Source organism: Ruegeria sp. CK2 (genome assembly GCF_056536585.1).
In genome coordinates, this window is the sequence record NZ_JBQFPW010000005.1 from 248,516 (window position 1) to 273,700 (window position 25,185).

Here is a 25,185-nt window from a genome sequence, read left to right on the forward strand (position 1 = left end):
GGACTATTATGGTTGAAGTGTATCTCGCTAATAGGAAATGGCAAAAGCAATGAGCGGACAAAAACCTGTGAAACCCTCGCCCGATGGCCTGGCTGCATCAGTCAAAGCCGCCAAAACCAGGGGTTTACCGCCCGTTCACCTGTGGAATCCTCCGTTTTGCGGCGATCTGGACATCAAGATCGCAAAAGATGGCACTTGGTCTTACTTAGGGTCGCCCATCAACAGGTTCGAGCTTGTGAAGCTATTTTCCTCAATTCTTAAGAAAGAAGATGGCAAATACTACCTCGTGACCCCGGTCGAAAAGGTGGGAATCACCGTAGAGGACGCGCCGTTCATTGCTGTCGATTTCGATCAATCCGATGACGGGGACGCAAGAACGCTGACATTTGTTACGAAAGTCGGCGATTCTGTTGAGGCAGGACCGGATCATCCGATCCGCATCGTCATTGATCCGGATTCGCAGGAACCGTCACCCTACATAATGGTGCGCGCGAACTTAGAGGCACGTATCGACCGCAAAAGTTTTTATCGCCTCGTCGATATCGGAGTGCATCGCGACGGATGGTTCGGCGTCTGGTCTGCGGGGCAGTTTTTCCCTCTTGTCTCATCCGACACATTGGATGTTTAAGCTGGCTGCCGTGTTTTGCGATCTTGGGCCAACACCACGGCCAGGGCGACGATCCCGGCGCCCAGCGCGCGCGTCCAATTCCAGTCATCCCCCAGGACCACCATGATCACCATGACATAGAAGGGCGCGATGTTGATGTGAAACGACGCCAGCGCGACCCCCAGCTTTCCGATCGACCCGACGAACAGAACCTGACTGAGGGCCATCGATATCAGCGCATAGATGACAAGCATACCAGCTTGCTGAGTGTCAAATGGGGTCGATGGTACAATGTCCAGATTCAGCATGTGGGATCCGAACATCAAAAGTGACGCCGTAATCAGCCCACCCACAAAAGTGATCGTTGTGCGCCCGGTCTGGCTGAGATCCGGGAAATCCCGCGACGTTGCCATACTGGCCCAGCAAAACAACGCAGTCGAGGCGACGGCACAAGCAGCCCCCAACCCCAATTGCGCCGGAGCAACAGCGCTGGTCGCAATCAGGCCCCCGATTATGGACAACGAGACCCCAGCTGCAAAGTTCCACCTCAGACGCCTTTCACCAGCGGCCAGTTCAAGCAACGTGGCCGACAGCGGCGCGGAGGACGCAATGATGGCCACTGTGACCGGATCCGTCAGCTTTTGCGCCAGAATGATCAGGAACATACCCGTCCCAATGCCGACACCGCCAACGACCATCGCATGACCCCAACGGGCGTTAAGAACTCGGCGCGGCCCATCAATCAGAAGCCAGAGCGGCACCATGAAGACAACCGCAAGCGCCAGCCTTGCAGCCAGCAGGGCGACGGGTGGCCAGCTTTGCAACAGGACTTCCGCCGCTGGAAACCCTGCCGCCCAGGTCAACATCGAAGCAACCGCCAAGCCATTGCCAGACAATGCGGAGTTCCGTCCGCCAGACACAAAGGCAGTGTTCCCGCGCGCGGGGTCAGGGCTCATGGCCATCACTTGGACACCTTCTGTTGGCACGGCGCCGTTGAAATGATTCGCCGCGTTAGGCTGACCCTCTCTGAAAAGCGCTGGGCGTTCTGGCTGATTTTCGACAATCTGTCGTTTTCAGTCCCTTTCCAGAAAATCACCCAAACGCTAGGTTTGGCTCACCAAACGCGGGGACCACTCATGCCCAAATTTGCTGCCAATCTTTCTTTGCTTTTTACCGAGCTGCCATATCTTGATCGCTTTCAGGCCGCCGCTCCGGCAGGGTTCAAAGCAGTTGAGATACTGTTCCCCTACGACCTGGCCGCAGATGTGCTGGACCGGGTAAGTCGCCCCAATGTCGGCCTGCAATTTGACAGGTTTCACGCGCAGACGAGTCATAGGAATGCGCTGACCATCTGGGACAGGTTTCATGATCGCGTGGTTCACGCACAAACTGGCGCTGCACCTAACCGATCAGAACCCGGACGCGGACCAACGGATTTTCGCCGCCTGTTCGACACCATGGACAGCAGTGGTTATTCCGGTTGGGTCAGCGCCGAATACACCCCATCCACAGCGCAAACCTCCGAGTCGCTGGACTGGATGTGGCAATAACGCCGCCGAACAACGCTGGTATTTTTCGTCAAACTGCCGCACATCTTTGCGATGCACTCAAAAGGATGCAGTTAATGTTGCCTGCCCGCTATGCCCGCGCCGTATTCAGCCTGATCATGTCCGGGCTGATGTCCTGCATCGTGACCGGCATCGCCACGGTCAAAGCCATTGGGTTTGGCCCGGGCACCGCCGGCGACTGGATGGCATCCTGGGCCTTTTGCTGGCCCATCGCATTTACTGTCATCCTGCTGCTGGGCCCCACAGTACAACGTCTGGTCAATCGCCTGATCAGTCCACAGGACTGATCCGATGCGAAGATGGCCCGTCGGGTCTGATAAGCAGCGCCGCCCTTAATGCGCCTCTGCCCAATTGGCACCCTGCCCGGCATCGACATCCAGCTTCACTGCCAGTTTGACCGCTGGATCCGACGCCCCTTCCATAACGTCTCGCGCCACCGCGACCAGATCGTCTACAGAGTCCTCAGCCACTTCGAACAATAACTCGTCGTGAACCTGCAGCAGCATCTTGGCAGGCAACCCGTTGATCGCGCCCGGCATTCGCACCATAGCGCGCCGGATCACATCGGCAGCCGTCCCTTGAATCGGCGCATTGATGGCCGCACGGCGCGAGAATCCAGCATGTGGACCCTTCGCATTGATCTCGGGCGTATGGATTTTGCGGCCAAACAACGTCTGGACATAGCCATGCTCTTTGGCGAAGGCGATCGTGTCGTCCATGTATTGACGAATACCGGGGAACCGCTCGAAATACCGGTCGATAAAGCCCTGCGCCTCGGCCCGCGGGATGCGCAGGTTGCGCGCCAAACCAAAGCCTGAAATGCCGTAGATCACTCCAAAATTGATTGCTTTGGCCTGACGGCGAATGTCCGGCGTCATCTCATCCAGCGGCACATCGAACATCTCGGACGCGGTCATGGCGTGAATGTCCAAACCATCCGAAAACGCCTGCTTCAGAGCCGGAATCTCTGCAATATGCGCCAAAATACGCAGCTCGATCTGGCTGTAGTCGAGGCTGACCAACACATTGCCCGGCTCGGCAATAAATGCCTCGCGAATGCGCCGACCCTCCTCGGTGCGCACCGGGATGTTCTGCAGGTTCGGATCGGTCGAGGCCAGACGACCCGTATTGGCCCCGGTGATCGAATAGGAGGTATGTACCCGACCCGTGTCCGGGTTGATATGGGTCTGCAGCGCGTCCGTATAGGTCGATTTCAGTTTGGACAGCTGACGCCAATCCAGCACCCGACGTGGCAACTCATGCTCAGTCGCCAGATCTTCCAGAATATCCGCTCCGGTCGAGTATTTTCCGGTTTTTCCCTTCTTACCGCCTTCCAAGCCCATCTTGTCGAACAGAATCTCACCCAGTTGCGCGGGTGAGCCAACGTTGAAATTTTCACCCGCCAACTCGTGGATTTCAGCCTCTAACCCTGCCATTTTCTGGGCAAAGGCGTTGGACATGCGCGACAGCACATCGCGATCAACCTTGATGCCGTGCATCTCCATTTCGGCCAGAACCGGTACCAAGGGGCGTTCCAAAGTCTCGTAGACTGTCGTCACCTGCACCTGATGCAGTTGCGGCTTGAACAGCTGCCACAGACGCAGCGTGATATCCGCATCCTCAGCGGCATAAGCAGTGGCCTCGTCAATCGGCACCTTGTCGAAGGTGATCGCCGACTTTCCCGACCCCAGCAGTGGCTTGATCGGAATCGGCGTGTGGCCCAGGTACCGTTCAGACAGCGTATCCATACCGTGCCCGTGCTCACCACCATGCATCGCATAAGACATCAACATCGTGTCATCGATGGGCGCGACGTTCACGCCATACCGCGCAAAGATCTTGGCATCATACTTCATGTTCTGCCCGATTTTCAGCATCGACGGATCTTCGAACATCGGTTTCAGCAGGGATAGAGCCTCATCCACGGGCATTTGCCCCTCGGCCAGTGCGTCTGACCCGAACAGATCGTCGCTTGCGCTTTCGTGGTGGATGAGTGGGATGTAGCAAGCCTCACCTGGCTCGGTGCAAAGTGAAATTCCCACCAGATCTGCGATCATTTCGTTCAGGCCCGTGGTTTCGGTATCCACCGCAACCCAGCCGCGCTCATAAGCTTGATCGATCCATTTCTGTAAAGCTGCCGCGTCGCGTATACATTCGTATTTCGACGCGTCAAACGGGATGGCTTCGGCCTCAGCCTCTTCAACGGCCGGCGCGGGAGCATCGACAATAAGCGGGGCTTCAGCCCCCAGCTTATCCGCGATACGCTTGGTCAGAGTGCGGAACTCCATCTCGGCCAGAAAACCAAGCAAAGTTTCGGGATCAGGGTCCTTCACCTCAAGATCTGCCAAAGTGAAATCCAGCGGCGTCTGCTCGTCCAGTTGAACTAGCCTTTTCGACAGTTCAATCTGGTCACGCTTTTCGATCAGGGTTTGGCGTCGCTTGGGTTGTTTGATCTCCTCAGCGCGGTCCAGCAGCGATTCCAGATCGCCATATTCGTTGATCAACAGCGCGGCGGTTTTGATCCCGATGCCGGGCGCACCGGGCACATTGTCTACGCTGTCCCCAGCCAGCGCTTGCACGTCAACAACCCGTTCGGGCCCGACGCCGAATTTCTCGATCACACCATCGCGATCAATGCGCTTGTTCTTCATCGCATCCAACATCTCGACCCCGTCGCCAACCAGTTGCATCAGATCCTTGTCGGAGCTGACGATGGTCACCCGGCCACCGGCCTCGCGCGCCTGAACGGCAAGCGTTGCGATGATATCGTCAGCCTCGTATCCCTCAAGTTCTTTGCAGGCGATGTTGAAGGCTTTGGTTGCCTCACGTGTCAGCGGCATCTGCGGGCGCAAATCCTCGGGCATCGCCTCGCGATTGGCCTTGTAGAGGTCATACATGTCGTTTCGAAACGTATGCGATCCCTTATCGAAGATCACCGCAACATGGGTCGGTGCATCCGGACCGGCGTTATCCTCGACATATTTTTGCAGCATGTTGCAAAAGCCCGAGACCGCGCCAATCGGCAAGCCATCCGATTTCCGCGTCAGCGGTGGAAGCGCGTGATAGGCCCGAAAAATAAACGCTGATCCATCGATCAGATGCAGGTGACACCCTTTTCCGAACTCGCTCATGCGCTCTCTCCGTTCTGGTTAGAAACGGTTCTGCCACAGGGCCGCGCGGGTGGCCAGCTAAGATGGTTAACTATCCACCAAAGAGGCCCGAGAAGACATCCGAAAAGCTGTTCAGCAACGCCATGATAACCAACACCCCCAAAAGGGCGAAAAACGCCATTGCGAAGAACTGAAACAGGATCGCACCAGTTCCGACCACGATGCCAGCAATTGCTGGGCGCCTTCTTTCATGACGCAACAGGCCGACAGCGGCGAGAATAATCGCGATCCCACCCAGCATGGCAACGCCGATTTGCAGGTAGTCATCCAGATCGCGCGTGGGCACCACAGGGTCTGGCTGATCGATGCCGGCCGCCGAGCGCAACGTGGATTTGCCAATTTCAGCCGCAAGTTCCCCCAGCGACACGCCCGCCGTTTGCTGCGGCGCAAATGGTCCCGCCCAAAAGACAAACAAAGCAGCCAGCAGGGTTATCGATGCCACAACAAAGCCAAGCCAACCAAAAACAGGGCTATGATTGTCACTTGCGGTCACGTCGGTCATTGCGCTCTCTCTTAACGTTGCGCCCGCTGGATACCAAAGAAAGGCGGCAAGACTTAGGCACCTGATATGCTCAGGCGTGCTCCGACCCTTTCAGCACGTATTTACAGTCGCAATAGGGGCACTCGACCCAGCCGGTGTCTTCCGGAATCTGTAGCCATACACGTGGATGGCCCAATGCACCTTCACCGCCGTCACAGGCTATGCGGCTTTTTTCAACGATCTTGGTTTCCGGCGCTTCCATTGTCACGGCTGGCGATCCTTCACTGGTTGTCGGCCTCGCGGGCATGCTTTAGGTGCGTTTATGGGCGATGAGCAATTGAGGGGCAAGTGCCACAAATGAGCCAGGCAGCAATCAGGATCGAAGGGTTGCGCAAAACCTATCGTGGCAGCAAAGGACAGCCGGAAAAGCAGGCTCTGAAAGGGATTGACCTGACCGTTCCTCGCGGGTCGGTTTTTGGGCTGCTCGGGCCGAACGGGGCCGGAAAATCAACACTGATCAACATTCTGGCTGGGTTGGTCGTGAAATCTGCAGGCCATGTGTCGATCTGGGGCTTCGATCAGGATCAAAACCCGCGCCAATCCCGTGCCGCCATTGGCGTGATGCCACAAGAGCTGAATCTGGACCCCTTCTTCAGCCCGCGCGGTGCGCTGGAAGTTCAAGCGGGGCTATATGGCGTACCAAAGTCAGAACGGCGCAGTGATGAGATCCTCGAACTTGTCGGCCTCAGCGACAAGGCCGAGGCCTATGCCCGTACTTTGTCCGGCGGGATGCGTCGCCGGCTGTTGCTGGCCAAGGCGCTGGTGCATCATCCGAAAATATTGGTACTGGACGAACCCACAGCTGGTGTCGATATCGAGCTGCGCCAGATGCTTTGGGCCAATGTACGTAAGCTGAATGAACAGGGTATGACCATCATCCTGACCACGCATTATCTGGAAGAAGCGCAGGAAATGTGTGACGAAATCGCCATTATCAACCATGGCGAAAAGGTTGCTCAGGACAGTACTGCCAACCTGCTGGGTCGTATGGACAGCCGCACCATGGTCATTGTGCCGGACAACCCTGTGTCTGATCTGCCTGTGGCTGAAGGTGTCGACGCCACACTGCGCGACGATGGCAGTCTGATCATGCAGTACCGCAGCACTCACACCAGCGCCGAGCAGGTCTTGGAAGCGGTCCGTTCCGCGGATATTCGAATCCGCGATGTGCGCACAGAAGAGGCTGATCTGGAAGATGTGTTCCTCGCACTCACATCTTCGCGCGCAGATGATCCCCCGGCCGATGATCAGAACCAGCCGCGCCGGGGACTACACCGCGTCAAGCTTTAGGCCCGGTCGATCCGCGCATGATAGCAATTGTTGAGCGCGGATCGAATGTGGATATAGGCGACATCCTCGCGCGCAAAGATGGTCTGTGCCGCATCGTGCAGCTGGCTTTGTGGGGCGATGACCCCTGTCCCATAGACGATCCGATCATCCGGCCCGTATCCCTTGATCAGATAGTTGGGCGAAGAGGTCAGCGCCTCGGGCAGCTCCGCAGCATCTTCGTACCGCTCACAAGGCTCTGCACAAAGGTAAATGGGTCCCGTTTCGGCAAAAGGCTGAGTGCCTGGAAAAGGACGATGCGCCAGGACCAGCATCTCATGACCTTCCGGAATATAGGTCAGGCAGTGTCGGCATGGGTTCCCCTGCCCGTTTGAAATTGCACGTTCGGGTGGATTGCCGTACCCGTCTGACGCGCCGTCGCGATAGGCCTGGACCTGATCGGTCGGGAGAGCTGATATTCTATGCATGATTATCTCCTTTTCTGTGCCGAACATGCCCAGCTGTCCGCGGTCGAGCGACCCGTTTCCTGCGCAAAGGCGCTTGGTATGCTGACGGCTTGGGAATACGTCGCCGCCCGCAATTGCATCCGATTGCTTTGCCGCCGAATCCGCTGGCGCCACACGCGCGACAAAACCACCCCTGTGGTTTGAAAGCTGTTCGGGATATGGCCCTGTACAGAGTCGAAATCAGGCCGCACATCCATGTCCAGACCAACCCTGCCCCCGCGTTTTCCAGCCACACCCGAACAGATCAACGTTCAAGTTGCTGTTTTTTACGCCCGTGTCCGGCAGGACAAAGTGCTGGGTCCTGTCTTTGCAAACCATGTCACCGACTGGCCCGCGCACGAGGAAAAGATAGCGGCCTTCTGGCGCAACGCCATTCTGTTCGAGCGCTGCTATGACGGAAACCCGCAGCGGGTTCATATCCAGCGGCCCGACGTCCAGCCCGAAATGTTTGCTCACTGGCTGAATCTGTTCGAAGAGGTCGCCACCCAAACGCTGTCACCGGAAACCGCCACCCCGTGGGTTGCGCTGGCACGGCGCATCGGTGTGGGGATGAAAGCGGGGGTGCAATCCGCGCGCCAACCGAAGGATGCACCACCCATCCTGCGATGAGCACAGATCATGTCGGCTATGACATGTTAGCGGTAAATTGGGGGCTATCAGACTCTGTCAAATGGGTTTAATCAACATCAAACGACAGCTGCCGAATCTCCGCAAGCTGCGATGACGGACTACTAAACACCTAACATGTATCCGAGGCCAGATTGATGAGCGCTCAGAATACGACCCTTCAGGGACTTGGCTTTGCCTTTCTGGGCTTTGCCGTTTTTGCCAGCCATGACGCGCTGATCAAGGTATTGGGCGGCACTTATTCGGTGCTGCAGATCATCTTCTTTGCCACCTTGTTTTCCTTTGTCCCGATGGCGGTCACAATCCTGACGGACCGGGCAACAGGCAACTTCGTGCCGCATCATCCGTGGCTGGTTTTGCTACGGTCGACGTTGATGGTGACAGGCATGTCCTGCGCCTTCTATTCCTTTTCCGTTCTGCCGCTGGCCGAGGTCTACTCGCTGTTGTTCTCCTTCCCCTTGATCGTCACGGTATTGTCGATCCCGATCCTTGGCGAAGTGGTTCGCGCCCAGCGCTGGGCCGCTGTAGGCGTCGGTCTTGTCGGCGTGCTGATCGTTTTGCGACCCGGTACAACCGATATCACGCTGGGCCACCTCGCCGCCCTGATGGCCGCCTTTTGCAGCGCCTTTGCATCCGTTCTGGTGCGTAAGATCGGGAACGAGGAACGCTCGGCCGTGCTGATCCTGTATCCAATGCTGCTGGCCATCGTGGTTATGAGCCTTGCCCAGCCCGCCGTCTACCAGCCGCCCTCATTGCTGCATCTGGCGATGATGGCTTTGGTGGGCGTGTTTTCCGTCATAGCGCAGCACCTGATCATTCTGGCCTACCGCGCAGCACCCGCCGGGGTTATTGCGCCTAGCCAGTACAGTCAGATCATCTGGGCCACATTGTTCGGCATGATCTTCTTTGGCGAAAGACCGGATGTCTGGGTTGCGGTTGGCGCCAGCGTCATCATTGCATCGGGTGTTTTTGTCGTCTGGCGCGAAACGCGCACAAACGCCTCGGCCAATACGCCAGTTCTGAGGGTACGCTCGCCACGGTCGGATACAGGTGCAACGCGGCCGGGTGAGTAACCCTCAGCAAAACAAAAGCGGCGCGCTTTTTGCACGCCGCTTTGGCCATCGCTGAATGACTTCAATTGTGTTGCAGACTTAGTAAACGACAACCGATCGGATGCTTTCACCCTTGTGCATCAGGTCAAAGCCTTGGTTGATATCGTCCAGACCCATGCTGTGGGTGATCATCGGGTCGATCTCGATCTTGCCTTCCATGTACCAGTCAACGATCTTGGGCACGTCGGTGCGACCACGGGCGCCGCCAAAAGCGGTACCGCGCCACGACCGGCCTGTGACCAGCTGGAAGGGGCGGGTTGAAATTTCGGCTCCGGCAGGCGCCACGCCGATGATGATCGATTCACCCCAACCCTTGTGCGCCGATTCCAGTGCTGTGCGCATCACACCGACATTGCCGGTGGCATCGAATGTGTAGTCCGCGCCGCCTTTGGTCAGGTCAACCAGATAGGGCACCAGGTCGCCCTCGACCTCAGCCGGGTTGACGAAATCGGTCATGCCAAACCGGGTGGCCATTTCCACCTTGGACGGGTTCAGGTCAACGCCGACGATCTGGTCTGCTCCGGCCAGTCGCAGCCCCTGAATCACGTTTAGGCCAATCCCGCCCAGACCAAAGACGATCGCGCGGCTGCCGATCTCGACCTTGGCGGTGTTGATCACCGCCCCGATGCCGGTGGTTACGCCACAGCCGATATAGCAAATCTTGTCGAACGGCGCGTCCGGGCGCACTTTGGCCAGCGCGATCTCGGGCAACACCGTGTGGTTCGAAAAGGTCGAGCAGCCCATGTAATGCAGGATCGGATCCCCATCCAACGTCGAGAAGCGCGAGGTGCCATCGGGCATCAGGCCCTGGCCCTGAGTTGTCCGGATTGCCTGACACAGGTTGGTCTTGGGGTGCAGACAGTATTCGCATTCCCGGCATTCCGGTGTGTATAGCGGAATCACATGATCACCCGGCTTCAGGCTGGTCACACCTGGGCCGACCTCGACCACAACACCTGCGCCCTCGTGCCCCAGAATGGCTGGAAACAGGCCTTCGGGGTCGGCACCCGACAGGGTGAATTCATCGGTGTGGCAAATGCCGGTTGCTTTGATCTCGACCAGAACCTCTCCGGCTTTGGGGCCTTCAAGGTTTACATCCATCACTTCCAAAGGTTTACCGGCCTGAACGGCAACGGCGGCGCGGGTACGCATAGTGCACTTCTCCCTGTCCATTTCCCCTGACACTGCGTGAACTACAGGGTGTTTTCAACTGCGCTTTCATGGCAGGCTGGCCAATTGTTTGTTATTGCAGAAACGACATAGCCAGAACGAGGAACGCCAATGTACCGTTTTATCCCGATCCTGATCCTTCTGGCGGCCTGCACCGAGACGCCCCCGCCCGAACAAACCTCAACCGCGTCCGAGGATGCCCCTGTTGATCTGGCTTTCTGCAAAGGCGAGGCTTTTGCGGATTCGGTCGGCCAGCCCGTTTCGACAATTCAGGCCAATCTGCCCGAACGATCCCGCGTGCTGGGCCCAAATGACATTGCAACGCAAGACTATCGCATCGACCGTCTGAATGTGTTCGTGAACGATGCGGCTGTCATTCAGCGACTGACCTGCGGATAAGGGCAAGACAGCGCAGACCGGACTGGCACCGCCGTGTCGGCGGGCTGGTTTTGTTAGGGTCTATTTTCCGCGGTAGACCAGCAGATCCGGCAGATAATCGATCAGTCGGATCGCCCATGAAAACGGTGCTGGAAAATCGGTGCGGAAGCGACGACGAGACATCGCCTTTACCACCCGGTCCGCAGCATCTTCGGGCGTCATCAACATTGGCATCTTGAAGTTATTCTTCTCGGTCAGACGAGTCTTGATGAACCCCGGATTGACGATGCGCACCGTCACACCCGTATCGGCCAAATCATGCCGCATCGTTTCCGCCAGCGAGATCAGCGCCGCCTTGCTGGACCCATATCCGATGGCAGCAGGCAAGCCGTGATAGCCTGCAAGCGAGCCAATCAGGGTTATTTCCCCCCGCCCCGCCTGAACAAACCCCGGAATCGTTTCACCCAGCACTCGCAACGCCCCGACAAAATTCACGTCGTTCATGGCCAGCGCTGCCTCCGTATCCCAATCCGCTGATCGCATCGGATCATACGCCCCGGCGTTATAGACCAACCCATCCACGTCTCCGAGATAGGCCACCGCACGGCGCACAGCGGTCAGATCGGTCACATCGAACGGTACCGCCCGCGCGTTGGGCAGACTATCGCAGATCTCGGTCAAACGTTCGGCATTGCGCGCCGACAAAACCAGATGAGCGCCCTGATCGCTTAGCTTTTCGGCCAATGCACGACCCAGGCCCTCGCTCGCGCCAATAATCCAATAGGTCTTTCCTGCAAAACTGCTCATGCGTGGGCCATCCGGGATACCGGGGACAGCAGTCCCGGGCATTGAGTTTATTTTATTTGAACCATGTTAATGGTCTTACGGGCGCGGGATACAGCTGGATCACGTGGATGCGCATGAAAATCCGGCAAGACATCATAACCTAGAGCACTTGGGAAAATAATCTAACCTGATTGATCCAGCACCAGATCTGCTACGTATCCCTTTGTAAAAAGTCGCACAAAGAGGATCATATGTTCGACGAGACACGGGGCGTACGCAAAAAAATCGCGGTTGTAGGTGCAGGCATTTCAGGTCTTTCCGCAGCTTACTACTTATCAGAAGACCACGATATCACTCTATTCGAAGCTGAACCCAGGCTGGGCGGACATGCCCGCACAGTGATGGCTGGTAAAAACGGGGACCAGCCGGTGGATACCGGGTTCATCGTTTTCAACTATGCGACCTATCCCTATCTTACAAAGCTGTTCGAAGAACTGAACGTCCCGGTCACCAAAAGCGAGATGAGCTTTGGAGCAACAATCGATAACGGTCGCATTGAATACGGGCTGAATACGTTACGCACCCTGACCGCGCAAAAACGCAATCTGGTGCGGCCCGCCTACTACAAGATGATCGCGGACATCCTGCGCTTTGGCAAAGAAGCGCCCGAGGCCGCCAAGGACGATGACACCACGATTGGCGAACTGGTTGATCAGCTCCGCCTCGGTCATTGGTTCCGCCACAACTACCTGATGCCCATGTGCGGCGCGATCTGGTCCACTCCGACCGAGTTCGTCGACCAGTTCCCTGCCCGCTCGCTGGTGCAGTTCTTCCGCAATCACGCACTGCTGGCCAGCGGCCGGGCCAATCAGCACCAATGGTGGACGGTAAAAGGCGGCAGTATCGAATATGTCCGCCGGGTCGATGCCGCCCTGCGCGCCCGGGGTTGCGATATCCGGTTGGCCAGCCCAGTTGAAAACGTTCGACGCGACGAAACTGGCGTGACGGTCACCAGTCAGGGACAGTCTGATCAGTTCGACGAGATAATTCTGGCCACTCATTCCGACCAATCACTGGCCATTCTGGGTGAAAACGCAACCGCCGACGAGGCCGCCGCGCTTGGCGCAATCCGGTATCAGCCGAACTCGGCCGTTTTGCATTGCGACCCGTCGCAGATGCCCAAACGGCGCGGGTGCTGGTCCAGTTGGACCTATCGCTCGCAGGGCGGAAACGTGAGTGTGACATATTGGATGAACCGCCTTCAGAACATCCCGGACAGCGATCCGCTGTTTGTGTCCCTGAACGCGGCGTCGGAGATTCCCGCAGACAAAATATATGATCAGGTCGAATTCGCCCATCCGGTGTTCGACAAGGCGGCCCTGAAGGCACAAGGGCAAATCCGTGAAATGCAGGGACAAAACCGAACCTGGTTTGCCGGAGCTTATAACCGGCACGGGTTCCACGAAGACGGGATAGCCAGTGCGATGCACGTCGTCGACCGCTTGAATGGCGCCCCGCAAACCATCGGAGCTGACAATGGCATTCTTGAAAAAGATCCGGCCATCCCTGTTGCGGCCGAATAACCGAAGCTGGCGTACCGCGCTACTTGCGCTTGTGTTGCTGGCCCCGGGCGGGCTGGCGGCCTCAACGGTGACAGACGTGTTGAACAATGCCCAATTGCGCGGCGATGCAACTTTTCGGTTTCTAGGCCTGCCGCTTTATGACGCCAAACTTTACACGCCTCAGGGCGCGCCCTTCAGCTGGAGTCAGGATTTCGGTCTGCTACTGACCTATCGCAAGAATCTGAAGCAAAAGGCGCTGGTTGAATCGACGCTTGAAGAAATGGATCGGCAAGGCAACGGCGCGCCCGTTCAAAGCCAGTTGGAACAATGCTTTCAGGCGGTCAGCAAAGGCGACACTTATCTTGCTGTATCGCAGGGTCCTGACAAGGTCGGGTTCTGGCGAAACGGGACCAAGACCTGCACGCTATCCTATCCCGGCATCAAGCGCGCTTTCATGTCTATCTTTCTTGGCGACAACACGCGATCCGCAAGCTTTACGCGGCAATTGAAGGGGCAATGATGCTGTATCCCCGTGTCAGCCTGTATGCGCTGATGCTCGCAGCGGCGGGTATCCCGCTTTATATCCATTTGCCGCGATTTGCCGCAGTCAATCTGGGCATCAGCCTGGGGGTGATCGGAACCGTTCTGCTGGTGATCAGACTGGTGGACTTGGTGCAGGATCCGCTGATCGGCTGGGCCATTGACCGATGGCCGGGCGGACAGATTCTGTTTGCCTCACTGGCCGCAATTGGTTTGGCGATCGGGTTTCCCTTGCTGTTTTCCCTGCCAGAAGGCGCAAGTGTGACAGCCCTGATCGCCATACTCGTGCTGTTGTTTTCGGCCTACAGCCTTGGAACCATCCTGCTTTATGGGCGCAGTGCGACGCTTGCCAAAAGCACCGACCCGAAAGAGCTGATGACGCTGGCCGCGTTCCGTGAGGGGGGACAACTCACTGGCGTTGTCATCGCCGCCAGCGCCCCGGCCCTGTTTTTTGCCCTTGGGGCGCAAGCGCAGGGGTATCCTGCATTTGGTATGTTTTTGGGGCTGCTCGCAATTTTGACCATGATCCTGACGCTGCCGATGTGGCGCCGCACTCCAATCACGGGACAAGGCCTGTCCTTCTCAGGCCTTGGTCAAGCCGGTGGGTTGCGGTTGTTGGCACTTGCGCTGGTCAACAGCCTGCCTGTGGCGATCACGTCTACGCTGTTTCTGTTCTTTGTCGAAGATCGGTTACAGCTGCCCGGCAAGGCGGGTCCGTTGCTCATCCTGTTTTTCCTCAGTGCCGGCGCCAGCGTTCCGCTCTGGGCAAAGCTCAGCAACCGAATTGGTCCGAAACGAACTCTGATGATCGCGATGCCCCTATCGATCGCAGGCTTCATCGGTGCAGCAACCTTATCAGCAGGAAACCTTGCCGGGTTTGCCGTGATCTGCCTGGCGTCGGGCGCGGCCCTTGGAGCCGATATGGTGGTGCTGCCCGCCATGTTCTCGGTCGTTCTGACCCGCGCAGGTCTGAATGCATCCGCCGCGTTTGGCATCTGGTCATTCGCAGGCAAGCTGGGCCTCGCTCTGGCTGCCTTTTTCACCCTGCCGCTGCTGGAGCGCAGCGGTTTCAATCCTGGTCAAACCAATTCCGCGCAGGCGCTGAATACACTCAACCTCGCCTACGCGGTCCTGCCCTGCATCCTGAAACTCGGAGCTTTCGGTATGGTTTTGACACTGCCCACAGAGGTCACAAGCAAATGAACGCCATCGCCATCACCCTGTTGACGCTTCTTGTCGTAATCATCGTAAGAAGCCGCCTGCTGAGCTTTCGCGCCCAATCGCCGTCGGATTACACTGGCACCGGGCCGGTGTTTTCACTCAAAGACAATCTGAACGGGGAAATCCTGTCCGAAGGCCTGATCTATGGTCCCAACGGTAAGATGTCGAACAGCTTCGTCGCGCGTATGGTTGGCGAATGGACGGGTAACTCAGGCACGCTGTCTGAGTATTTCACCTATTCGAACGGGAAACAGATGACGCGCAAGTGGTACCTGACCATGGGCACCGGCAACAGTTTCACCGCCACCGCAGACGATATCGTGGGCGAAGGAAAAGGCACCATCTCCGGCTCGACTGTCAAACTCACCTACAAGATCATTTTGCCCGAAGATGCCGGAGGGCACACGCTGGATGTCACTGACTGGATGTATCTGACCGAGAATGGAGCGATCATGAACCGCTCAGAGATGCGAAAGTTCGGCATCAAGGTTGCGGAACTGGTGGCCACCATGCGCCCGGCCCCAAGAACCAAACACGTTTATGTAAACGGCACGAATGGGTATGATTCCGCATCCGAGGGAAAGCCGCTGCAATGATATCCTATCGGTCTTTTGTTGCCTTTGTCGCTGTCGCCAGCCTGGCTTTATTGGCCGCGTGCTCAAGCAAGCCGCGCGTGCCAAAAACCTTTCTGTCAGACCGGCAACTGAATCTTGAAGAGTTCTTTGAAGGCAAAACCGTCGCCTATGGTCAGTTTCAGGATATTCTAGGGAACGTTCCACGGCGCTTCACGGTAGATATCGACGGCACATGGGATGGCGAGACCCTGACGCTGGTGGAAGATTTCGTTTACGATGATGGCGCAACCGAACAACGCATCTGGACTCTGACCAAAACCGGCGATGACACCTGGACCGGGACGGCCCCCGGTGTGTTGGGAACCGCCAGCGGGATCGAACGCGGAGATACCTTTAACTGGAAATACAAAATCGACCTGCCCATCAAGGACGGCACAATGCGTGTAAAGTTCGACGACTGGATGTGGCTGTTGGAAGATGACCGCCTTCTTAATCGCGCCTATGTCTCACGCTTTGGGGTTCGGCTGGGTGAGGTCATCTTGTTCTTCGAAAAGAATTAGCCCGTGGCACTCGACCAGCATCGCGAAATGCCGCCAAACTCCCTTGGCTCACTGCTAGATTTGGGCGTCTAGCCTGCGGATTTGGGCGCGTGTCATTTACGATCGGTCAGCAGATCGTTTTGCTTTTCCTTCAGAATGTTCTGGAACAGCATCTCGACCTCGGCCTTCTCAAGCGCTTGCTTGCCGTCCTCGAATACCGAATTGCCCTGAAGGGACTCGTCGGACGTTGAAACCCTGACGACCTTGTTGTCCATCAGGTAGCTCAAAAATGACTTCATCGGCATAGTCGACTCCAACAACAGCTAAGCTTCACGGCGCTGTCGCTGCGGACCTGATCCGAACCCCGAGGGAGAGTGGGCTCAAGGAATTTCGTGAGTGGTTCCCTTGGTCCGCAGCGACACGGCCCATGTAGGAGGAACGCCGCCTGTCGTAAGGGGGAAGAAATCGTGGTTTTGCGTCACTTTTTGACTGGCCAGTCAAAAAAAAGAGGAAAAGCTTACGTTTACGTCAACTACCTCAACAAAGAGACTGGTTTTTGCGACGTTACGTCAAATTCAGTTGCTGAAAAAAATCCGATGATCAGGAGCTTTCAATCAGCGAATCCCATGGAATTCGCCCGCACATAGCCCCTTGTTGAATTTCAAACTTACGGCATGAGCAGTCAATTCTCTAAAACCATGACCCGCGGAAACAGTCATGGAGCTATAAAGGGCCGTGCATCTTCATTTAAGAATGAAAAAGGGCGCGCCACCACCAGCGCGCCCGATCCATGGGGAGAATTAAATTTCGCGCTTGAAACACAACATAAGCGCTAACTCGTTAATACATTCAACATGAAAGGTTTTGACGAGCTTATCAGTGACGCCGTTCACACAGCATAAACGTTTTTAGAAGTTTGTTTTCTTGGAAGGTCGCCCAGGTGCTTCTAACAAAAAGCGTTCGAAAACCGCGATTGCGCTCAAAGTGTTGTCGGTTTTGCCTGTGTAGAGTCCCTGCAGCTCTCAAAGTCATTCAAAGCCAAGAGGCCCAGTCAGCCAAATTTCACCTGTCGATAAAAGACAGGCGAGTTTCTAACGGGGAGGTAGCGGTGCGACGCGCCGAACTCGTACCCCCTCATGGAAATCGCAAACCCATCTGGGCGCGTCGCAATTTTTTGACTAGACGCGACCCGTGTCCGGAATATGGCGGTTTTGTTAAACCTGCTCGGTGCGAGAGTTCTCCAACTTCGAAAAAAATGTCGGACAGCTACATTGGCGTCAACGGAACACTACCTGAATCATGGCCTGTCCAACGTTCGCCGCACCATCACAAATCCAAACACAGACACCCGTGAGGCAATGCAACTTGTCAAGGAAATGTCCGGCAGGGCAGGTGTTGTGAAGCTACACCTTGTCCTTGGTCGACCTCGTACGGATCGCCTGTTGAACGAACTGGAACGCTCAGCGGCGGCGCTGGAACTGAGAGCAGCCAGACCAGCAGATTGGAGGCAAGCACCGCTTGTTCCCCACCGTTTCCAAGCACGCGTTCTCCGTCACCCTAAAAGATTTTGTCGTTTCGAGGCGTCGGTGCGATAACATCCGGTTTGTGTGAAGTGCCGGAATCTCCCATGTGTTGTCCCGGACCTCGGCTCGAGTAGAACTATCTGTCGCGGTCCAAATCGCATGTCGCTAAGGTGTATTCAACTGGCGTTTGAGAACGTCAACCATCATCTCGGCTTGCGAGTTGTCGAGTCGACCGTGGCCCGGAAGAAACTCCTCGACGGTCCTTTTCGAATAGCGCCCGAACAGTGTTCCATCGCGAAGGATCAGCTCCCCGCGCGCAAAAGCAACGGCGCGATCGTGGCAGTAAATACATCTTTCCCTAAATAGATTGCCGGTTTCCTGTATGGTCGAAAAGTGCTGTAGAAGCACTTCTATTTCAGGCTTTGACAGCTTTCCGTGCCCGGTTGCCAGCAGATCAGAAACAGGCCGCTTTGACCCCTTACCCACAAGTTCTCCGACGGAGATCGTAAGATTTTCTGCAACAAATTCCCCGGCATGCGGAACGTGACAGCCCGCACAGTTTTGTTCGTAAACAAGATGCGGGTCGATACCTTGCGCGGCTGCGGGAAAGCAGAAAAACTGTAGACTTATTGCCCAAAAAAATATTGCGATATGTGTCATGTTCATTCTGATCCCAATCCGGGAGAAAGCGCAGTTGTACTCGCCCTATGCAGTCAGAAGTTTATTCAAATTCAAACGATATGGATTTGATCATCATCAATAGGCCTATAGGAAAAGAGTGCCACAAATGACCCCGAAGCACCTGCGCAATAATGCTGGTACAAAGACGGTGGATCACCAGGCCGCGTCAGGGTTGAACACCATCGGCCCAAGGAAAACACTCACAAGGACAGCCGCAACGATGCCAATCACGTCCAACGGGACTCCGGCGCGCAACATGTCCGTCCGGGTGACATAGGATGTGCCAAACACAATTGCATTTGGCGGGGTAGCAACAGGAAGCATGAACCCGACCGATGCGGCAAGAGCCACCGGAAGCAGGAAGCCTATGGGATCCCTGCCCAGAGCAACTGCCGCAGCGCTGGCGACCGGCAGGAAAACCGCAGCCATGGCGGTGTTACTAGTCAATTCGCCAACATAAACGATCAGTGCGGCTATCAGAAAGATCAGCAACAAGGTCGGCATCGAATGCAATGCCTCGGTCTGACCCCCAATCCAGCTTGCCAAACCAGATCGCTCCATTATTCCGGCCAACGCCAACCCGCCGCCAAACAACACAAGAACATCCCAGCGCAATGATGCCGCCATATCCCAATCGAGTAGCCTTTCACCCCGCCCTGCGGGCAAAAGGAATAGGGCCACTGCGGCTATCATAGCGATACCCGCATCGGTCAGGCTAAGCCCAGGGATCAACCAATCGACCACAGGGCGCATGATCCACGCCAACGCGGTAAGAACTGCAACCACCGCCGTTCGTCGCTCTGCGACCGACATGCCGCTTTCGGGAGGGTCAAAGGACATATGCGGCATATCAGCAGAGACGCCTGGTGTCACACACACCAAAACAAGCCAGGTGATGACCAGCAAGACTGCAGAAACAGGCAATCCAATAGCGGCCCATTGCGCAAATCCGATCTCGATCCCATACGTCGTTCCGACATAGGCCGCGAAAATTGCGTTTGGAGGGGTCCCGATCAAGGACCCCATGCCGCCGATGGTGGCAGAAAAGGCAACGCCCAGCATTAGGGCGGTCCCGAATTTTTCGTGTGATTTCTGCGATCCGGCAATTGCTGCCACGATCGGTGCGATGACCATAGCGGAGGCGGTGTTGCTGATCCAAAGACTTAGGAATGCGGTTGTCATCATTACCGCAGCCAAAATACCTCGCTGACTCTGGCCTGCAATGCCGAGCATTCTTTGAGCCAGCCTTTGATGCAGGCCCCATTTCTCGATTGCCTTGGCCAGCAGGAAACCCCCGAGAAACAGAATGATGATCGGGTGGCTGTAATAGGAAGCAACATTCGCAAACGGTATGAGGCCAAGAACCGGTGCAGCCGCAAGCGGCAGAAGCGCGGTTGCCGCCAAAGGTATGGGTTCAGTCAGCCACCACAACGCCATGAGGGCCGCGAGGCCAGCGGCCTGCCAAGCACTGGCGGGCATGCCTTCGGGTGGATCCAGTATGACAGGCCCAGCCAGGCACATCACGCCTATTGCAATCGCAAGCGTGCTTAGGTTCATCTTATCCACCAACAAGGATTTTCCAGCACCTGACGGGCCACTTACTCCCCCCCTACCGAAGCGCGAAGCCAAGTATGGCGGCATTTAAAGCAATGACCACAATCCAAATCGCCAGCGAAACTCGGCGGCGCAGGGAAATACGCTTGAATAGATCAGTCATAGTCAAACCTTTCCGAAAGAATGCGGTTCGAAGGAGTACCGCGCGCAATCAGGTGATCTTCAACGATGTCCATCATGATTGCAGGCCCACAAAGCATGAAAAGCCATTGCGAATACTGCTCTGGCGACAGGACGCGGTCCAATAGCGCCCCATCTATTACTCCGGTCTCACCGTTCCAATCTTCTTTGGGCTCCGACAGGGTGAACACCACGTCTTCCGCGGCCAGTTCCTCGCGATAAACGATCTGACTTTCTTCACGGTTTCCATAGATAAGCTTGACGGACCGAGGATCACTTGTCAGCCGGTTCTGGAAAAAGATGCTGAGCATTGGCGCTATTCCGACACCACCTGCGACAAGTACAATTCCGGCCTCTGTTCGATCATCCACCGTAAGGCCGCCATGAGGACCATCCAGAAATGCGCGCGTATCTTGCTTAATGTGCTCAAGCGCGCTGGTAAGATCGCCAAGCTCTTTGATCACGAAGGATATCTCGGGTCCTGCCGCCGGCGCCGAGCTTATCGAAAAGGGGTTCTCATATACCGAAAACGCACTGTTCCCGATATTCAGCCACGCGAACTGGCCCGCCTGAAAGGCCAGCCCGTCGTGCCCGTCTGGTCTGAGCTTAAGCTCCCATTGTCTGGGTGTGAGCCTGTGCACCGATTCAACTTTCCAAGGTTGGCGGTGCTGCCGCATCGGTTCAATCAGATACACAAATAGCAGCGACCCAACTGCGACTGCCGCCATAATGGACCAGATCGTTGTCAGGGCCAGCTGTGATCCGTAACGCCCCGCCGTGATCGTGTGATGCAGCAACAGGGCCGCAATCGCCAGAGCGATAGCTCCGTGCATCAAGCGCCATGCTTCGTAGCGGTAGTTCTGCTTTGTCCGTGCGATCGCTGACAGGACGAGAACAGGCAGAAGAAGATAGGCGATGATTCCGGTCACTAGCACCGACAAATCGGTTGTGAGCGTCAGTTGCCGGGTTCCGTCCCAAGGGCGCGGCCCACCAGAATTCGAGCCTTGGTAGAATAAGGGATGCAGCAACGCGAATACCAAAGCCACGCGTGCCATGAACTGATGCACTCGCATCGTTACATCCATACCAATACCGGCTGAAATAGATCTAAACCGCCCTGACAGGACGAACTCAACAAGAATGATGGAGTAGGCCACCATGCCCAGACCTGAGGCAATTTCCTGATGCCATGGGCGCGGCGGTCCGCCCAAGCTCCAGCTTAGCCCAAGTGGAAGCAAAAGGACCATCAGATAGGCCAATATGAGGAACAAGGCTCTCATTTCAGGAGAGTGTCCCAGTCACCGGAAACGTGAAGAACAGAGTTATTTCGCGGCATCACAAGTCACCTTGACTGGTTGTTCCCAAGCATTGGAAAAGGGGTCGCGCCGGTAGATATCGCGGGACGAAACCAACTGCCCAGTGATGTCCATGAAATTGCGCAGATACCGCACACTAAACGGGATGGATGGGGTTTCGATGTCCATGGTCTGACGCCCATTTGCCAGACGGTGAACTTGCTCCAATGGTGTATCAAGCACAAACGCAACCAAATCGTCCCAATCTTGCACGCGGATGCAGCCATGCGAAGGAGCGTGATCTGGCCGCTGGAACAACTCTGGGCAATTGGTGTCATGAAGGTAGCCACTCCACCCGTCGCGTAGGTGCACCGCTGCCAGCCCCAGCGGATTGCTCTCACCTGGTGGCCATATCCGATCCAGGTACTCTCCGCTTACCACCATCGAAGGGGGCGGCGGCCACGAAGGGCGGAAGCGTACGATGGGCGTGTACGTCTCAAGCAATGGGGTCGGGTGCCACGGCGTTCCAAGGATAATCCGGCTACGCAAAACTGGACGGCCACGCTCGAGCGCGATCATTTCGTATGAAGGAGTATTCACAAGGATAGCTTTACCCTCGCGCGGTATTTGGTAATCGATGTCGTACCGGTCGAGCACAGTCTGAAACCGGTTATCAAATTCGATGGGCTTGGCCAATAAAACGCCGACAAACAAGCAACAGAAAAACACTGTGCAGGTGAGGGTCAACTGTAGGTTTTTAGCGTTGGTCTTATTCATGCCTGAGTGCCTCAGTGGGATCCATTCTGGCCGCGCGCCGGGCAGGAAAACAGCCGAAGACCACGCCAACAGCTGCCGAGACCCCAAAAGCGATCAGGATGATCCCCGGGGTCCGAGATAAAGGGGACGGACAGAATTCGTGCACCGAAATAGGCCAGAACCAGTCCCGAAAAGACCCCGATCAAACCATCAATGAGCAACAGGACAATGGCTTCGACCAGAAACTGCAGCAAAACCTGCCCGGACTTTGCGCCGATCGCCAGCCGAATGCCGATCTCACGGGTTCGTTTGGTGACTGAGACCAACATAGTTGATCAGCCCCACTTGAGTGGTCCAGTTTGATTGTTAGTGCATGACCGGCCTTTGGTCCATCGACAAATACGGCAAGACACTGGAGTTCATGCTATCCAGGCGCCGAAACAAGGCTGCCGCAACGAAGTTTTTCGCCCGCGCGCTCGAGACGAACGGGTTGCCGCTCAAAATTGCGATCAACAAAAGCGGAGCGAATACGGCTAGGATCAAGGCGATCAACAAGATGCTAAAGAGGTGTTCTAGAAAGCTTCGAGGGTTGTTGACGTGGTCAATCATAGGGTTCCTATTGCGGATCAGGCGATGGGCCGTCGCAAGAACCAACGGCTGTGTTCTGACGGCCCACGATCCGGTCCGTTTTCTAGCTTGCCGAACTGTACAAACCCCCAGCGGAAATAAATCTCGCGTGCCTTGGGATCGGAGGTGTCGAGCCAGACGCTGTGACAACCCCTCGCTACGGCCAAGGTAGAAGCGCGGTCGAACAACGCGCGTGCCAACCCCTGACGCCGGAAAGGCGGGGCCACCCACAAGACTTTGAGCAACAACCAACCATAAGATGTTGTGCCCAGAAGCCCGCCCTTCAGGGTGCCATCCTTTTGGCAGACCAAATTAATTGTGCTGTTAACACCTTGCGGTTGTTGGCAACGCAGCTCGTCCAACAAGTTGCGTTCCAACGCCAACGCCAGTTGGTCATCACAAATTTCATCAATCAGCCAAGCCATTTGGTATAGTCGCTGACCAAAAGATGCGTCGGCGCAACATCCTCCTCAACCTCGGCAAACCGGCCAATGGGTTCGCAAAAGATATTGTCGGTCTCATCGTCATTGACGGTCGAGACCTCACCGATCAACACATCCCCTCCTTCGCCCCAGAACGCGTGCCAATCACCAGGACGCAGGGTAACGCTTTCACCAGGAGCCAGGCGCAGCTTCTCGCCCGGTCGGTAGTTATGTCGGATGCCGTCCAGCAAGACCACACCGCCGCGATCCACTGCAAATCCACCCGCGTCGTCTGAGCCGAAAAGCTCAACAATCAGAGTTGCGCCACCGCGGTTGATGATATCCTCAGCTTTCAGAACATGCGTGTGCATTGGCGACAGCTGGTCCCGCCTCGAAATCAACAGTTTCTCGGCGTAACACATGCCGCCGCCCTTGGCTAAATCACTCTGCAGCCCGTTGCGCAGGGTGAATAGGAACAGTCCCATCCTGTCAAAATCACCGTCACCGTAATCAGTGATGTCCCATCCGCAACGTGCGTCAATCACATGACGCGCAGCACTTTCACGAGCCTTGAATTCCTCTGGACTCCAATAGGCGAAGGCCGGCAAAGCAAAGCCATGAGAGCAAATGAACTCAGCTGCTTGCTCCATGATCTCATTGATGCGCGAACGTTTCATGCTGACACTTTTTGGGTCTTGAGGATTTCGATCACCATGGCTGCGGTCCAGGTAAAATCTCCACCACCACAGGGCTCGCCGCTGTTTGGGTCATAGTATTCTGCAAAGCCACTTTTCTCGATGAGGCGCAAACTGTCAGCCAGGATACGCTGCGCCATGGCCCCCTGCCCTGACCGAATCAGGCCTTCAGCAATCAAATAATTCACGATTAACCATGTCGGTCCGCGCCAGTAGCGCAGGCTGTCAAAAGCGCCATCTGCCGGGTCATGACTGGGCACCAGATAGCCACATCGCTCAGCCAACAAAGCGATCCTCCGTGCGAGCGCATCAGCTCGAGCATGAGGGACATGGGCAATTGCCGCGAGCAACCCACCAATCGAAGGTGTGTCTTGCAGATGACCTGCGGCGCGGTTGTAACACGTATATTGCCCCAGAGCAGGGTTCCACAGGCTTTCCAGCGCCGAGCGGCCATCGGCGGCCATCTTACGCGCCTCAGAAGCCATCGAAGATTCGCCTAAGAACTCGGCTAATTCCGCGACATCATCGCAAGACCGTATCAGGATGCCGTTAAAGCCCGGATCAACGAGGCAAAAGGGCGAGGCATCGTGGAGCTTCGCATTATCCCACCCAAGCCCTCGGAAGTACTCGACCAGCCAGATATAGCACTTGTATTGCTCGTCCGACGGGCGGTGATCTGGGTTGGCGTGTGTCGTATCGCGCCGAGTGAATGGCGCGACACCCTCGATCGGCACGGCGTCCAGCCCTTCATCCCAATCCACCGAGTTGTCTCTGCCAGACTCCCACGGGTGAATGATTGCGACCAGTCCCGTGCTTTTGGGATCGCGATCGCGGTAGAACCATCTGTGCCATGCATGGACCTGGGGCAGGAGCCTGGCAAGACGCTCGCGTGCGACTGCTTTGTCTTCAGTCCGATCATACAACTTGCGCAGCGCAAAACCCGCAACCGCTGGCTGGGTGATTCCAGTCGTGGGCACTACTCGCCTTGTTTGCCAGACGTTGGGACCTGGGAAATATCCATCATCTGGTTCGTGGAAAATGATATGTGGCACCATACCATCGTCCCATTGATGAGCCATAAGAGTCTCGACCTCGACCCATGCCCGATTCATGTCAAAATGCGAGAAGCCAAGCGCGGACAATGCGCTGTCCCAATTCCACTGGAAGGGATAGAGGCCATGGGTGGGAACTGTATAGCGACCTCGGTCATTTCCTTCCATGACTTCACGAGCCTGATCAATCAGCGCTTGGCTCATATAAATT

General features: G+C 56.3%; 29 protein-coding genes and 1 pseudogene. 14 read left to right on the forward strand and 16 right to left on the reverse strand.

What is annotated here, in order from left to right; translation table 11 throughout:
- The first annotated feature begins 49 nt into the window (after window positions 1-49).
- On the forward strand, window positions 50-628 hold the full coding sequence (locus ACR0BU_RS10545) for a DUF1285 domain-containing protein (protein ID WP_299079355.1): 579 nt from the start codon (window positions 50-52) through the stop codon (window positions 626-628).
- Here ACR0BU_RS10545 and ACR0BU_RS10550 read toward each other — a convergent pair.
- Window positions 625-1,563 (reverse strand): DMT family transporter, encoded by a 939-nt coding sequence (locus tag ACR0BU_RS10550; protein ID WP_480737227.1) that lies wholly within the window; start codon window positions 1,561-1,563, stop codon window positions 625-627. The two genes, ACR0BU_RS10545 and ACR0BU_RS10550, sit on opposite strands and share 4 nt — an antisense overlap.
- Before the next feature lie 180 nt (window positions 1,564-1,743).
- Between ACR0BU_RS10550 and ACR0BU_RS10555 the strand changes: the two genes are divergently transcribed.
- Together ACR0BU_RS10555 and ACR0BU_RS10560 are read left to right on the forward strand one after the other, a co-directional pair.
- A complete protein-coding gene (locus ACR0BU_RS10555) occupies window positions 1,744-2,157 on the forward strand; it encodes a TIM barrel protein (RefSeq protein ID WP_480737229.1) in 414 nt (137 codons plus the stop codon).
- A 74-nt stretch (window positions 2,158-2,231) separates the two neighbouring features.
- Entirely contained in the window at window positions 2,232-2,462 is a 231-nt protein-coding gene (locus tag ACR0BU_RS10560; RefSeq protein ID WP_298934178.1) for a DUF2798 domain-containing protein, read from the forward strand.
- A 45-nt stretch (window positions 2,463-2,507) separates the two neighbouring features.
- Here the strand turns inward: ACR0BU_RS10560 and polA are convergent, their stop codons facing one another.
- The 3 genes from polA to ACR0BU_RS10575 form a co-directional block, all read right to left on the reverse strand.
- Window positions 2,508-5,306 (reverse strand): DNA polymerase I, encoded by a 2,799-nt coding sequence (polA, locus tag ACR0BU_RS10565; protein ID WP_480737231.1) that lies wholly within the window; start codon window positions 5,304-5,306, stop codon window positions 2,508-2,510.
- 70 nt (window positions 5,307-5,376) lie between these two features.
- Window positions 5,377-5,847, reverse strand: a complete 471-nt coding sequence (locus tag ACR0BU_RS10570; RefSeq protein ID WP_299889336.1) for a hypothetical protein — start codon at window positions 5,845-5,847, stop codon at window positions 5,377-5,379.
- Between the two features lie 70 nt (window positions 5,848-5,917).
- Entirely contained in the window at window positions 5,918-6,094 is a 177-nt protein-coding gene (locus ACR0BU_RS10575) for a zinc-finger domain-containing protein (RefSeq protein ID WP_299079370.1), read from the reverse strand.
- 89 nt (window positions 6,095-6,183) lie between these two features.
- Here ACR0BU_RS10575 and ACR0BU_RS10580 point away from each other — a divergent pair, with 89 nt between their 5' ends.
- Window positions 6,184-7,176, forward strand: coding sequence for an ABC transporter ATP-binding protein (locus ACR0BU_RS10580; protein WP_298934170.1), 993 nt, complete (start codon window positions 6,184-6,186; stop codon window positions 7,174-7,176).
- Here the strand turns inward: ACR0BU_RS10580 and ACR0BU_RS10585 are convergent.
- Window positions 7,173-7,640, reverse strand: a complete 468-nt coding sequence (locus ACR0BU_RS10585) for a DUF1203 domain-containing protein (protein ID WP_480737233.1) — start codon at window positions 7,638-7,640, stop codon at window positions 7,173-7,175. The two genes, ACR0BU_RS10580 and ACR0BU_RS10585, sit on opposite strands and share 4 nt — an antisense overlap.
- On the opposite strand from ACR0BU_RS10585, the gene ACR0BU_RS10590 reads away from it, so the two are divergent.
- The 3 genes from ACR0BU_RS10590 to ACR0BU_RS10600 all read left to right on the forward strand — a co-directional run bounded on the left by ACR0BU_RS10590 (window position 7,635) and on the right by ACR0BU_RS10600 (window position 9,379).
- Window positions 7,635-7,823 (forward strand): hypothetical protein, encoded by a 189-nt coding sequence (locus ACR0BU_RS10590; RefSeq protein ID WP_480737235.1) that lies wholly within the window; start codon window positions 7,635-7,637, stop codon window positions 7,821-7,823. The genes ACR0BU_RS10585 and ACR0BU_RS10590 overlap by 6 nt on opposite strands.
- A gap of 51 nt (window positions 7,824-7,874) precedes the next feature.
- Complete coding sequence (locus ACR0BU_RS10595; RefSeq protein ID WP_298934166.1) at window positions 7,875-8,288, forward strand: group III truncated hemoglobin; 414 nt, start codon at window positions 7,875-7,877, stop codon at window positions 8,286-8,288.
- A gap of 155 nt (window positions 8,289-8,443) precedes the next feature.
- Window positions 8,444-9,379 (forward strand): DMT family transporter, encoded by a 936-nt coding sequence (locus ACR0BU_RS10600; protein WP_480737237.1) that lies wholly within the window; start codon window positions 8,444-8,446, stop codon window positions 9,377-9,379.
- A 78-nt stretch (window positions 9,380-9,457) separates the two neighbouring features.
- Here ACR0BU_RS10600 and ACR0BU_RS10605 read toward each other — a convergent pair whose 3' ends face one another.
- On the reverse strand, window positions 9,458-10,570 hold the full coding sequence (locus tag ACR0BU_RS10605) for an S-(hydroxymethyl)glutathione dehydrogenase/class III alcohol dehydrogenase (RefSeq protein WP_480737238.1): 1,113 nt from the start codon (window positions 10,568-10,570) through the stop codon (window positions 9,458-9,460).
- A gap of 129 nt (window positions 10,571-10,699) precedes the next feature.
- Between ACR0BU_RS10605 and ACR0BU_RS10610 the strand changes: the two genes are divergently transcribed.
- Window positions 10,700-10,987, forward strand: a complete 288-nt coding sequence (locus ACR0BU_RS10610) for an I78 family peptidase inhibitor (RefSeq protein WP_480737239.1) — start codon at window positions 10,700-10,702, stop codon at window positions 10,985-10,987.
- Between the two features lie 60 nt (window positions 10,988-11,047).
- Here ACR0BU_RS10610 and ACR0BU_RS10615 read toward each other — a convergent pair whose 3' ends face one another.
- Window positions 11,048-11,773: an SDR family NAD(P)-dependent oxidoreductase gene (locus ACR0BU_RS10615; protein ID WP_480737240.1), complete on the reverse strand. Its 726-nt coding sequence runs from the start codon at window positions 11,771-11,773 to the stop codon at window positions 11,048-11,050.
- A 230-nt stretch (window positions 11,774-12,003) separates the two neighbouring features.
- Between ACR0BU_RS10615 and ACR0BU_RS10620 the strand changes: the two genes are divergently transcribed.
- The 5 genes from ACR0BU_RS10620 to ACR0BU_RS10640 are packed head-to-tail and all read left to right on the forward strand — an operon-like array spanning window position 12,004 to window position 16,210.
- Window positions 12,004-13,335 (forward strand): NAD(P)/FAD-dependent oxidoreductase, encoded by a 1,332-nt coding sequence (locus tag ACR0BU_RS10620; RefSeq protein WP_298934158.1) that lies wholly within the window; start codon window positions 12,004-12,006, stop codon window positions 13,333-13,335.
- Window positions 13,289-13,834: a chalcone isomerase family protein gene (locus ACR0BU_RS10625; protein ID WP_480737241.1), complete on the forward strand. Its 546-nt coding sequence runs from the start codon at window positions 13,289-13,291 to the stop codon at window positions 13,832-13,834. Before ACR0BU_RS10620 ends, ACR0BU_RS10625 begins: the two co-directional genes overlap by 47 nt.
- Window positions 13,834-15,057 (forward strand): MFS transporter, encoded by a 1,224-nt coding sequence (locus ACR0BU_RS10630; RefSeq protein ID WP_299889721.1) that lies wholly within the window; start codon window positions 13,834-13,836, stop codon window positions 15,055-15,057. The genes ACR0BU_RS10625 and ACR0BU_RS10630 overlap by 1 nt, the downstream gene beginning before the upstream one ends.
- Window positions 15,054-15,671 (forward strand): DUF3833 domain-containing protein, encoded by a 618-nt coding sequence (locus tag ACR0BU_RS10635; RefSeq protein WP_480737242.1) that lies wholly within the window; start codon window positions 15,054-15,056, stop codon window positions 15,669-15,671. Before ACR0BU_RS10630 ends, ACR0BU_RS10635 begins: the two co-directional genes overlap by 4 nt.
- Entirely contained in the window at window positions 15,668-16,210 is a 543-nt protein-coding gene (locus tag ACR0BU_RS10640) for a DUF3833 domain-containing protein (RefSeq protein WP_298934151.1), read from the forward strand. Before ACR0BU_RS10635 ends, ACR0BU_RS10640 begins: the two co-directional genes overlap by 4 nt.
- Window positions 16,211-16,302: 92 nt before the next feature.
- Here ACR0BU_RS10640 and ACR0BU_RS10645 read toward each other — a convergent pair whose 3' ends face one another.
- The 6 genes from ACR0BU_RS10645 to ACR0BU_RS10670 all read right to left on the reverse strand — a co-directional run bounded on the left by ACR0BU_RS10645 (window position 16,303) and on the right by ACR0BU_RS10670 (window position 22,507).
- A complete protein-coding gene (locus ACR0BU_RS10645) occupies window positions 16,303-16,494 on the reverse strand; it encodes a hypothetical protein (protein ID WP_298934149.1) in 192 nt (63 codons plus the stop codon).
- 1,383 nt (window positions 16,495-17,877) lie between these two features.
- A complete protein-coding gene (locus ACR0BU_RS10650; protein WP_480737244.1) occupies window positions 17,878-18,372 on the reverse strand; it encodes a hypothetical protein in 495 nt (164 codons plus the stop codon).
- 174 nt (window positions 18,373-18,546) lie between these two features.
- A complete protein-coding gene (locus ACR0BU_RS10655) occupies window positions 18,547-19,950 on the reverse strand; it encodes an SLC13 family permease (RefSeq protein ID WP_480737246.1) in 1,404 nt (467 codons plus the stop codon).
- A gap of 152 nt (window positions 19,951-20,102) precedes the next feature.
- The gene (locus tag ACR0BU_RS10660) at window positions 20,103-21,407 is read right to left on the reverse strand and encodes a ferredoxin reductase family protein (protein ID WP_480737248.1); all 1,305 of its coding nucleotides are present in this window, start codon (window positions 21,405-21,407) and stop codon (window positions 20,103-20,105) included.
- 42 nt (window positions 21,408-21,449) lie between these two features.
- Window positions 21,450-22,199: a L,D-transpeptidase family protein gene (locus ACR0BU_RS10665; RefSeq protein WP_480737249.1), complete on the reverse strand. Its 750-nt coding sequence runs from the start codon at window positions 22,197-22,199 to the stop codon at window positions 21,450-21,452.
- An 11-nt stretch (window positions 22,200-22,210) separates the two neighbouring features.
- Window positions 22,211-22,507 (reverse strand): ABC transporter permease, encoded by a 297-nt coding sequence (locus tag ACR0BU_RS10670; protein WP_480737251.1) that lies wholly within the window; start codon window positions 22,505-22,507, stop codon window positions 22,211-22,213.
- A 59-nt stretch (window positions 22,508-22,566) separates the two neighbouring features.
- Here ACR0BU_RS10670 and ACR0BU_RS10675 point away from each other — a divergent pair.
- Window positions 22,567-22,746: pseudogene (locus ACR0BU_RS10675) on the forward strand (DDE-type integrase/transposase/recombinase); the annotation flags it as partial.
- A gap of 58 nt (window positions 22,747-22,804) precedes the next feature.
- On the opposite strand, the gene ACR0BU_RS10680 reads toward ACR0BU_RS10675, so the two are convergent.
- The 3 genes from ACR0BU_RS10680 to ACR0BU_RS10690 are packed head-to-tail and all read right to left on the reverse strand — an operon-like array spanning window position 22,805 to window position 25,178.
- A complete protein-coding gene (locus ACR0BU_RS10680) occupies window positions 22,805-23,230 on the reverse strand; it encodes a GNAT family N-acetyltransferase (RefSeq protein ID WP_480737252.1) in 426 nt (141 codons plus the stop codon).
- Complete coding sequence (locus tag ACR0BU_RS10685) at window positions 23,218-23,904, reverse strand: D-lyxose/D-mannose family sugar isomerase (protein WP_480737253.1); 687 nt, start codon at window positions 23,902-23,904, stop codon at window positions 23,218-23,220. Before ACR0BU_RS10685 ends, ACR0BU_RS10680 begins: the two co-directional genes overlap by 13 nt.
- Window positions 23,901-25,178 carry an MGH1-like glycoside hydrolase domain-containing protein gene (locus ACR0BU_RS10690; RefSeq protein ID WP_480737255.1) on the reverse strand — a complete coding sequence of 426 codons (1,278 nt, stop codon included), beginning with the start codon at window positions 25,176-25,178 and terminating at the stop codon, window positions 23,901-23,903. Before ACR0BU_RS10690 ends, ACR0BU_RS10685 begins: the two co-directional genes overlap by 4 nt.
- Window positions 25,179-25,185 lie beyond the last annotated feature (7 nt).

Excerpts from the sequence above, each read along its gene's own strand:
- ACR0BU_RS10600 (WP_480737237.1), top strand. The coding sequence starts at position 8,444 with ATGAGCGCTCAGAATACGACCCTTCAGGGACTTGGCTTTGCCTTTCTG.
- ACR0BU_RS10625 (WP_480737241.1), top strand. The coding sequence starts at position 13,289 with ATGGCATTCTTGAAAAAGATCCGGCCATCCCTGTTGCGGCCGAATAAC.
- ACR0BU_RS10580 (WP_298934170.1), top strand. The coding sequence starts at position 6,184 with ATGAGCCAGGCAGCAATCAGGATCGAAGGGTTGCGCAAAACCTATCGT.
- ACR0BU_RS10685 (WP_480737253.1), bottom strand. The coding sequence starts at position 23,904 with ATGAAACGTTCGCGCATCAATGAGATCATGGAGCAAGCAGCTGAGTTC.
- ACR0BU_RS10655 (WP_480737246.1), bottom strand. The coding sequence starts at position 19,950 with ATGAACCTAAGCACGCTTGCGATTGCAATAGGCGTGATGTGCCTGGCT.
- ACR0BU_RS10660 (WP_480737248.1), bottom strand. The coding sequence starts at position 21,407 with ATGAGAGCCTTGTTCCTCATATTGGCCTATCTGATGGTCCTTTTGCTT.
- ACR0BU_RS10560 (WP_298934178.1), top strand. The coding sequence starts at position 2,232 with ATGTTGCCTGCCCGCTATGCCCGCGCCGTATTCAGCCTGATCATGTCC.
- ACR0BU_RS10650 (WP_480737244.1), bottom strand. The coding sequence starts at position 18,372 with ATGACACATATCGCAATATTTTTTTGGGCAATAAGTCTACAGTTTTTC.
- ACR0BU_RS10665 (WP_480737249.1), bottom strand. The coding sequence starts at position 22,199 with ATGAATAAGACCAACGCTAAAAACCTACAGTTGACCCTCACCTGCACA.
- ACR0BU_RS10630 (WP_299889721.1), top strand. The coding sequence starts at position 13,834 with ATGCTGTATCCCCGTGTCAGCCTGTATGCGCTGATGCTCGCAGCGGCG.
- ACR0BU_RS10680 (WP_480737252.1), bottom strand. The coding sequence starts at position 23,230 with ATGGCTTGGCTGATTGATGAAATTTGTGATGACCAACTGGCGTTGGCG.
- ACR0BU_RS10610 (WP_480737239.1), top strand. The coding sequence starts at position 10,700 with ATGTACCGTTTTATCCCGATCCTGATCCTTCTGGCGGCCTGCACCGAG.
- ACR0BU_RS10585 (WP_480737233.1), bottom strand. The coding sequence starts at position 7,640 with ATGCATAGAATATCAGCTCTCCCGACCGATCAGGTCCAGGCCTATCGC.
- ACR0BU_RS10620 (WP_298934158.1), top strand. The coding sequence starts at position 12,004 with ATGTTCGACGAGACACGGGGCGTACGCAAAAAAATCGCGGTTGTAGGT.
- ACR0BU_RS10640 (WP_298934151.1), top strand. The coding sequence starts at position 15,668 with ATGATATCCTATCGGTCTTTTGTTGCCTTTGTCGCTGTCGCCAGCCTG.
- ACR0BU_RS10550 (WP_480737227.1), bottom strand. The coding sequence starts at position 1,563 with ATGAGCCCTGACCCCGCGCGCGGGAACACTGCCTTTGTGTCTGGCGGA.
- ACR0BU_RS10570 (WP_299889336.1), bottom strand. The coding sequence starts at position 5,847 with ATGACCGACGTGACCGCAAGTGACAATCATAGCCCTGTTTTTGGTTGG.
- ACR0BU_RS10605 (WP_480737238.1), bottom strand. The coding sequence starts at position 10,570 with ATGCGTACCCGCGCCGCCGTTGCCGTTCAGGCCGGTAAACCTTTGGAA.
- ACR0BU_RS10635 (WP_480737242.1), top strand. The coding sequence starts at position 15,054 with ATGAACGCCATCGCCATCACCCTGTTGACGCTTCTTGTCGTAATCATC.
- polA (WP_480737231.1), bottom strand. The coding sequence starts at position 5,306 with ATGAGCGAGTTCGGAAAAGGGTGTCACCTGCATCTGATCGATGGATCA.
- ACR0BU_RS10595 (WP_298934166.1), top strand. The coding sequence starts at position 7,875 with ATGTCCAGACCAACCCTGCCCCCGCGTTTTCCAGCCACACCCGAACAG.
- ACR0BU_RS10670 (WP_480737251.1), bottom strand. The coding sequence starts at position 22,507 with ATGTTGGTCTCAGTCACCAAACGAACCCGTGAGATCGGCATTCGGCTG.
- ACR0BU_RS10615 (WP_480737240.1), bottom strand. The coding sequence starts at position 11,773 with ATGAGCAGTTTTGCAGGAAAGACCTATTGGATTATTGGCGCGAGCGAG.
- ACR0BU_RS10645 (WP_298934149.1), bottom strand. The coding sequence starts at position 16,494 with ATGCCGATGAAGTCATTTTTGAGCTACCTGATGGACAACAAGGTCGTC.
- ACR0BU_RS10690 (WP_480737255.1), bottom strand. The coding sequence starts at position 25,178 with ATGAGCCAAGCGCTGATTGATCAGGCTCGTGAAGTCATGGAAGGAAAT.
- ACR0BU_RS10555 (WP_480737229.1), top strand. The coding sequence starts at position 1,744 with ATGCCCAAATTTGCTGCCAATCTTTCTTTGCTTTTTACCGAGCTGCCA.
- ACR0BU_RS10545 (WP_299079355.1), top strand. The coding sequence starts at position 50 with ATGAGCGGACAAAAACCTGTGAAACCCTCGCCCGATGGCCTGGCTGCA.
- ACR0BU_RS10590 (WP_480737235.1), top strand. The coding sequence starts at position 7,635 with ATGCATGATTATCTCCTTTTCTGTGCCGAACATGCCCAGCTGTCCGCG.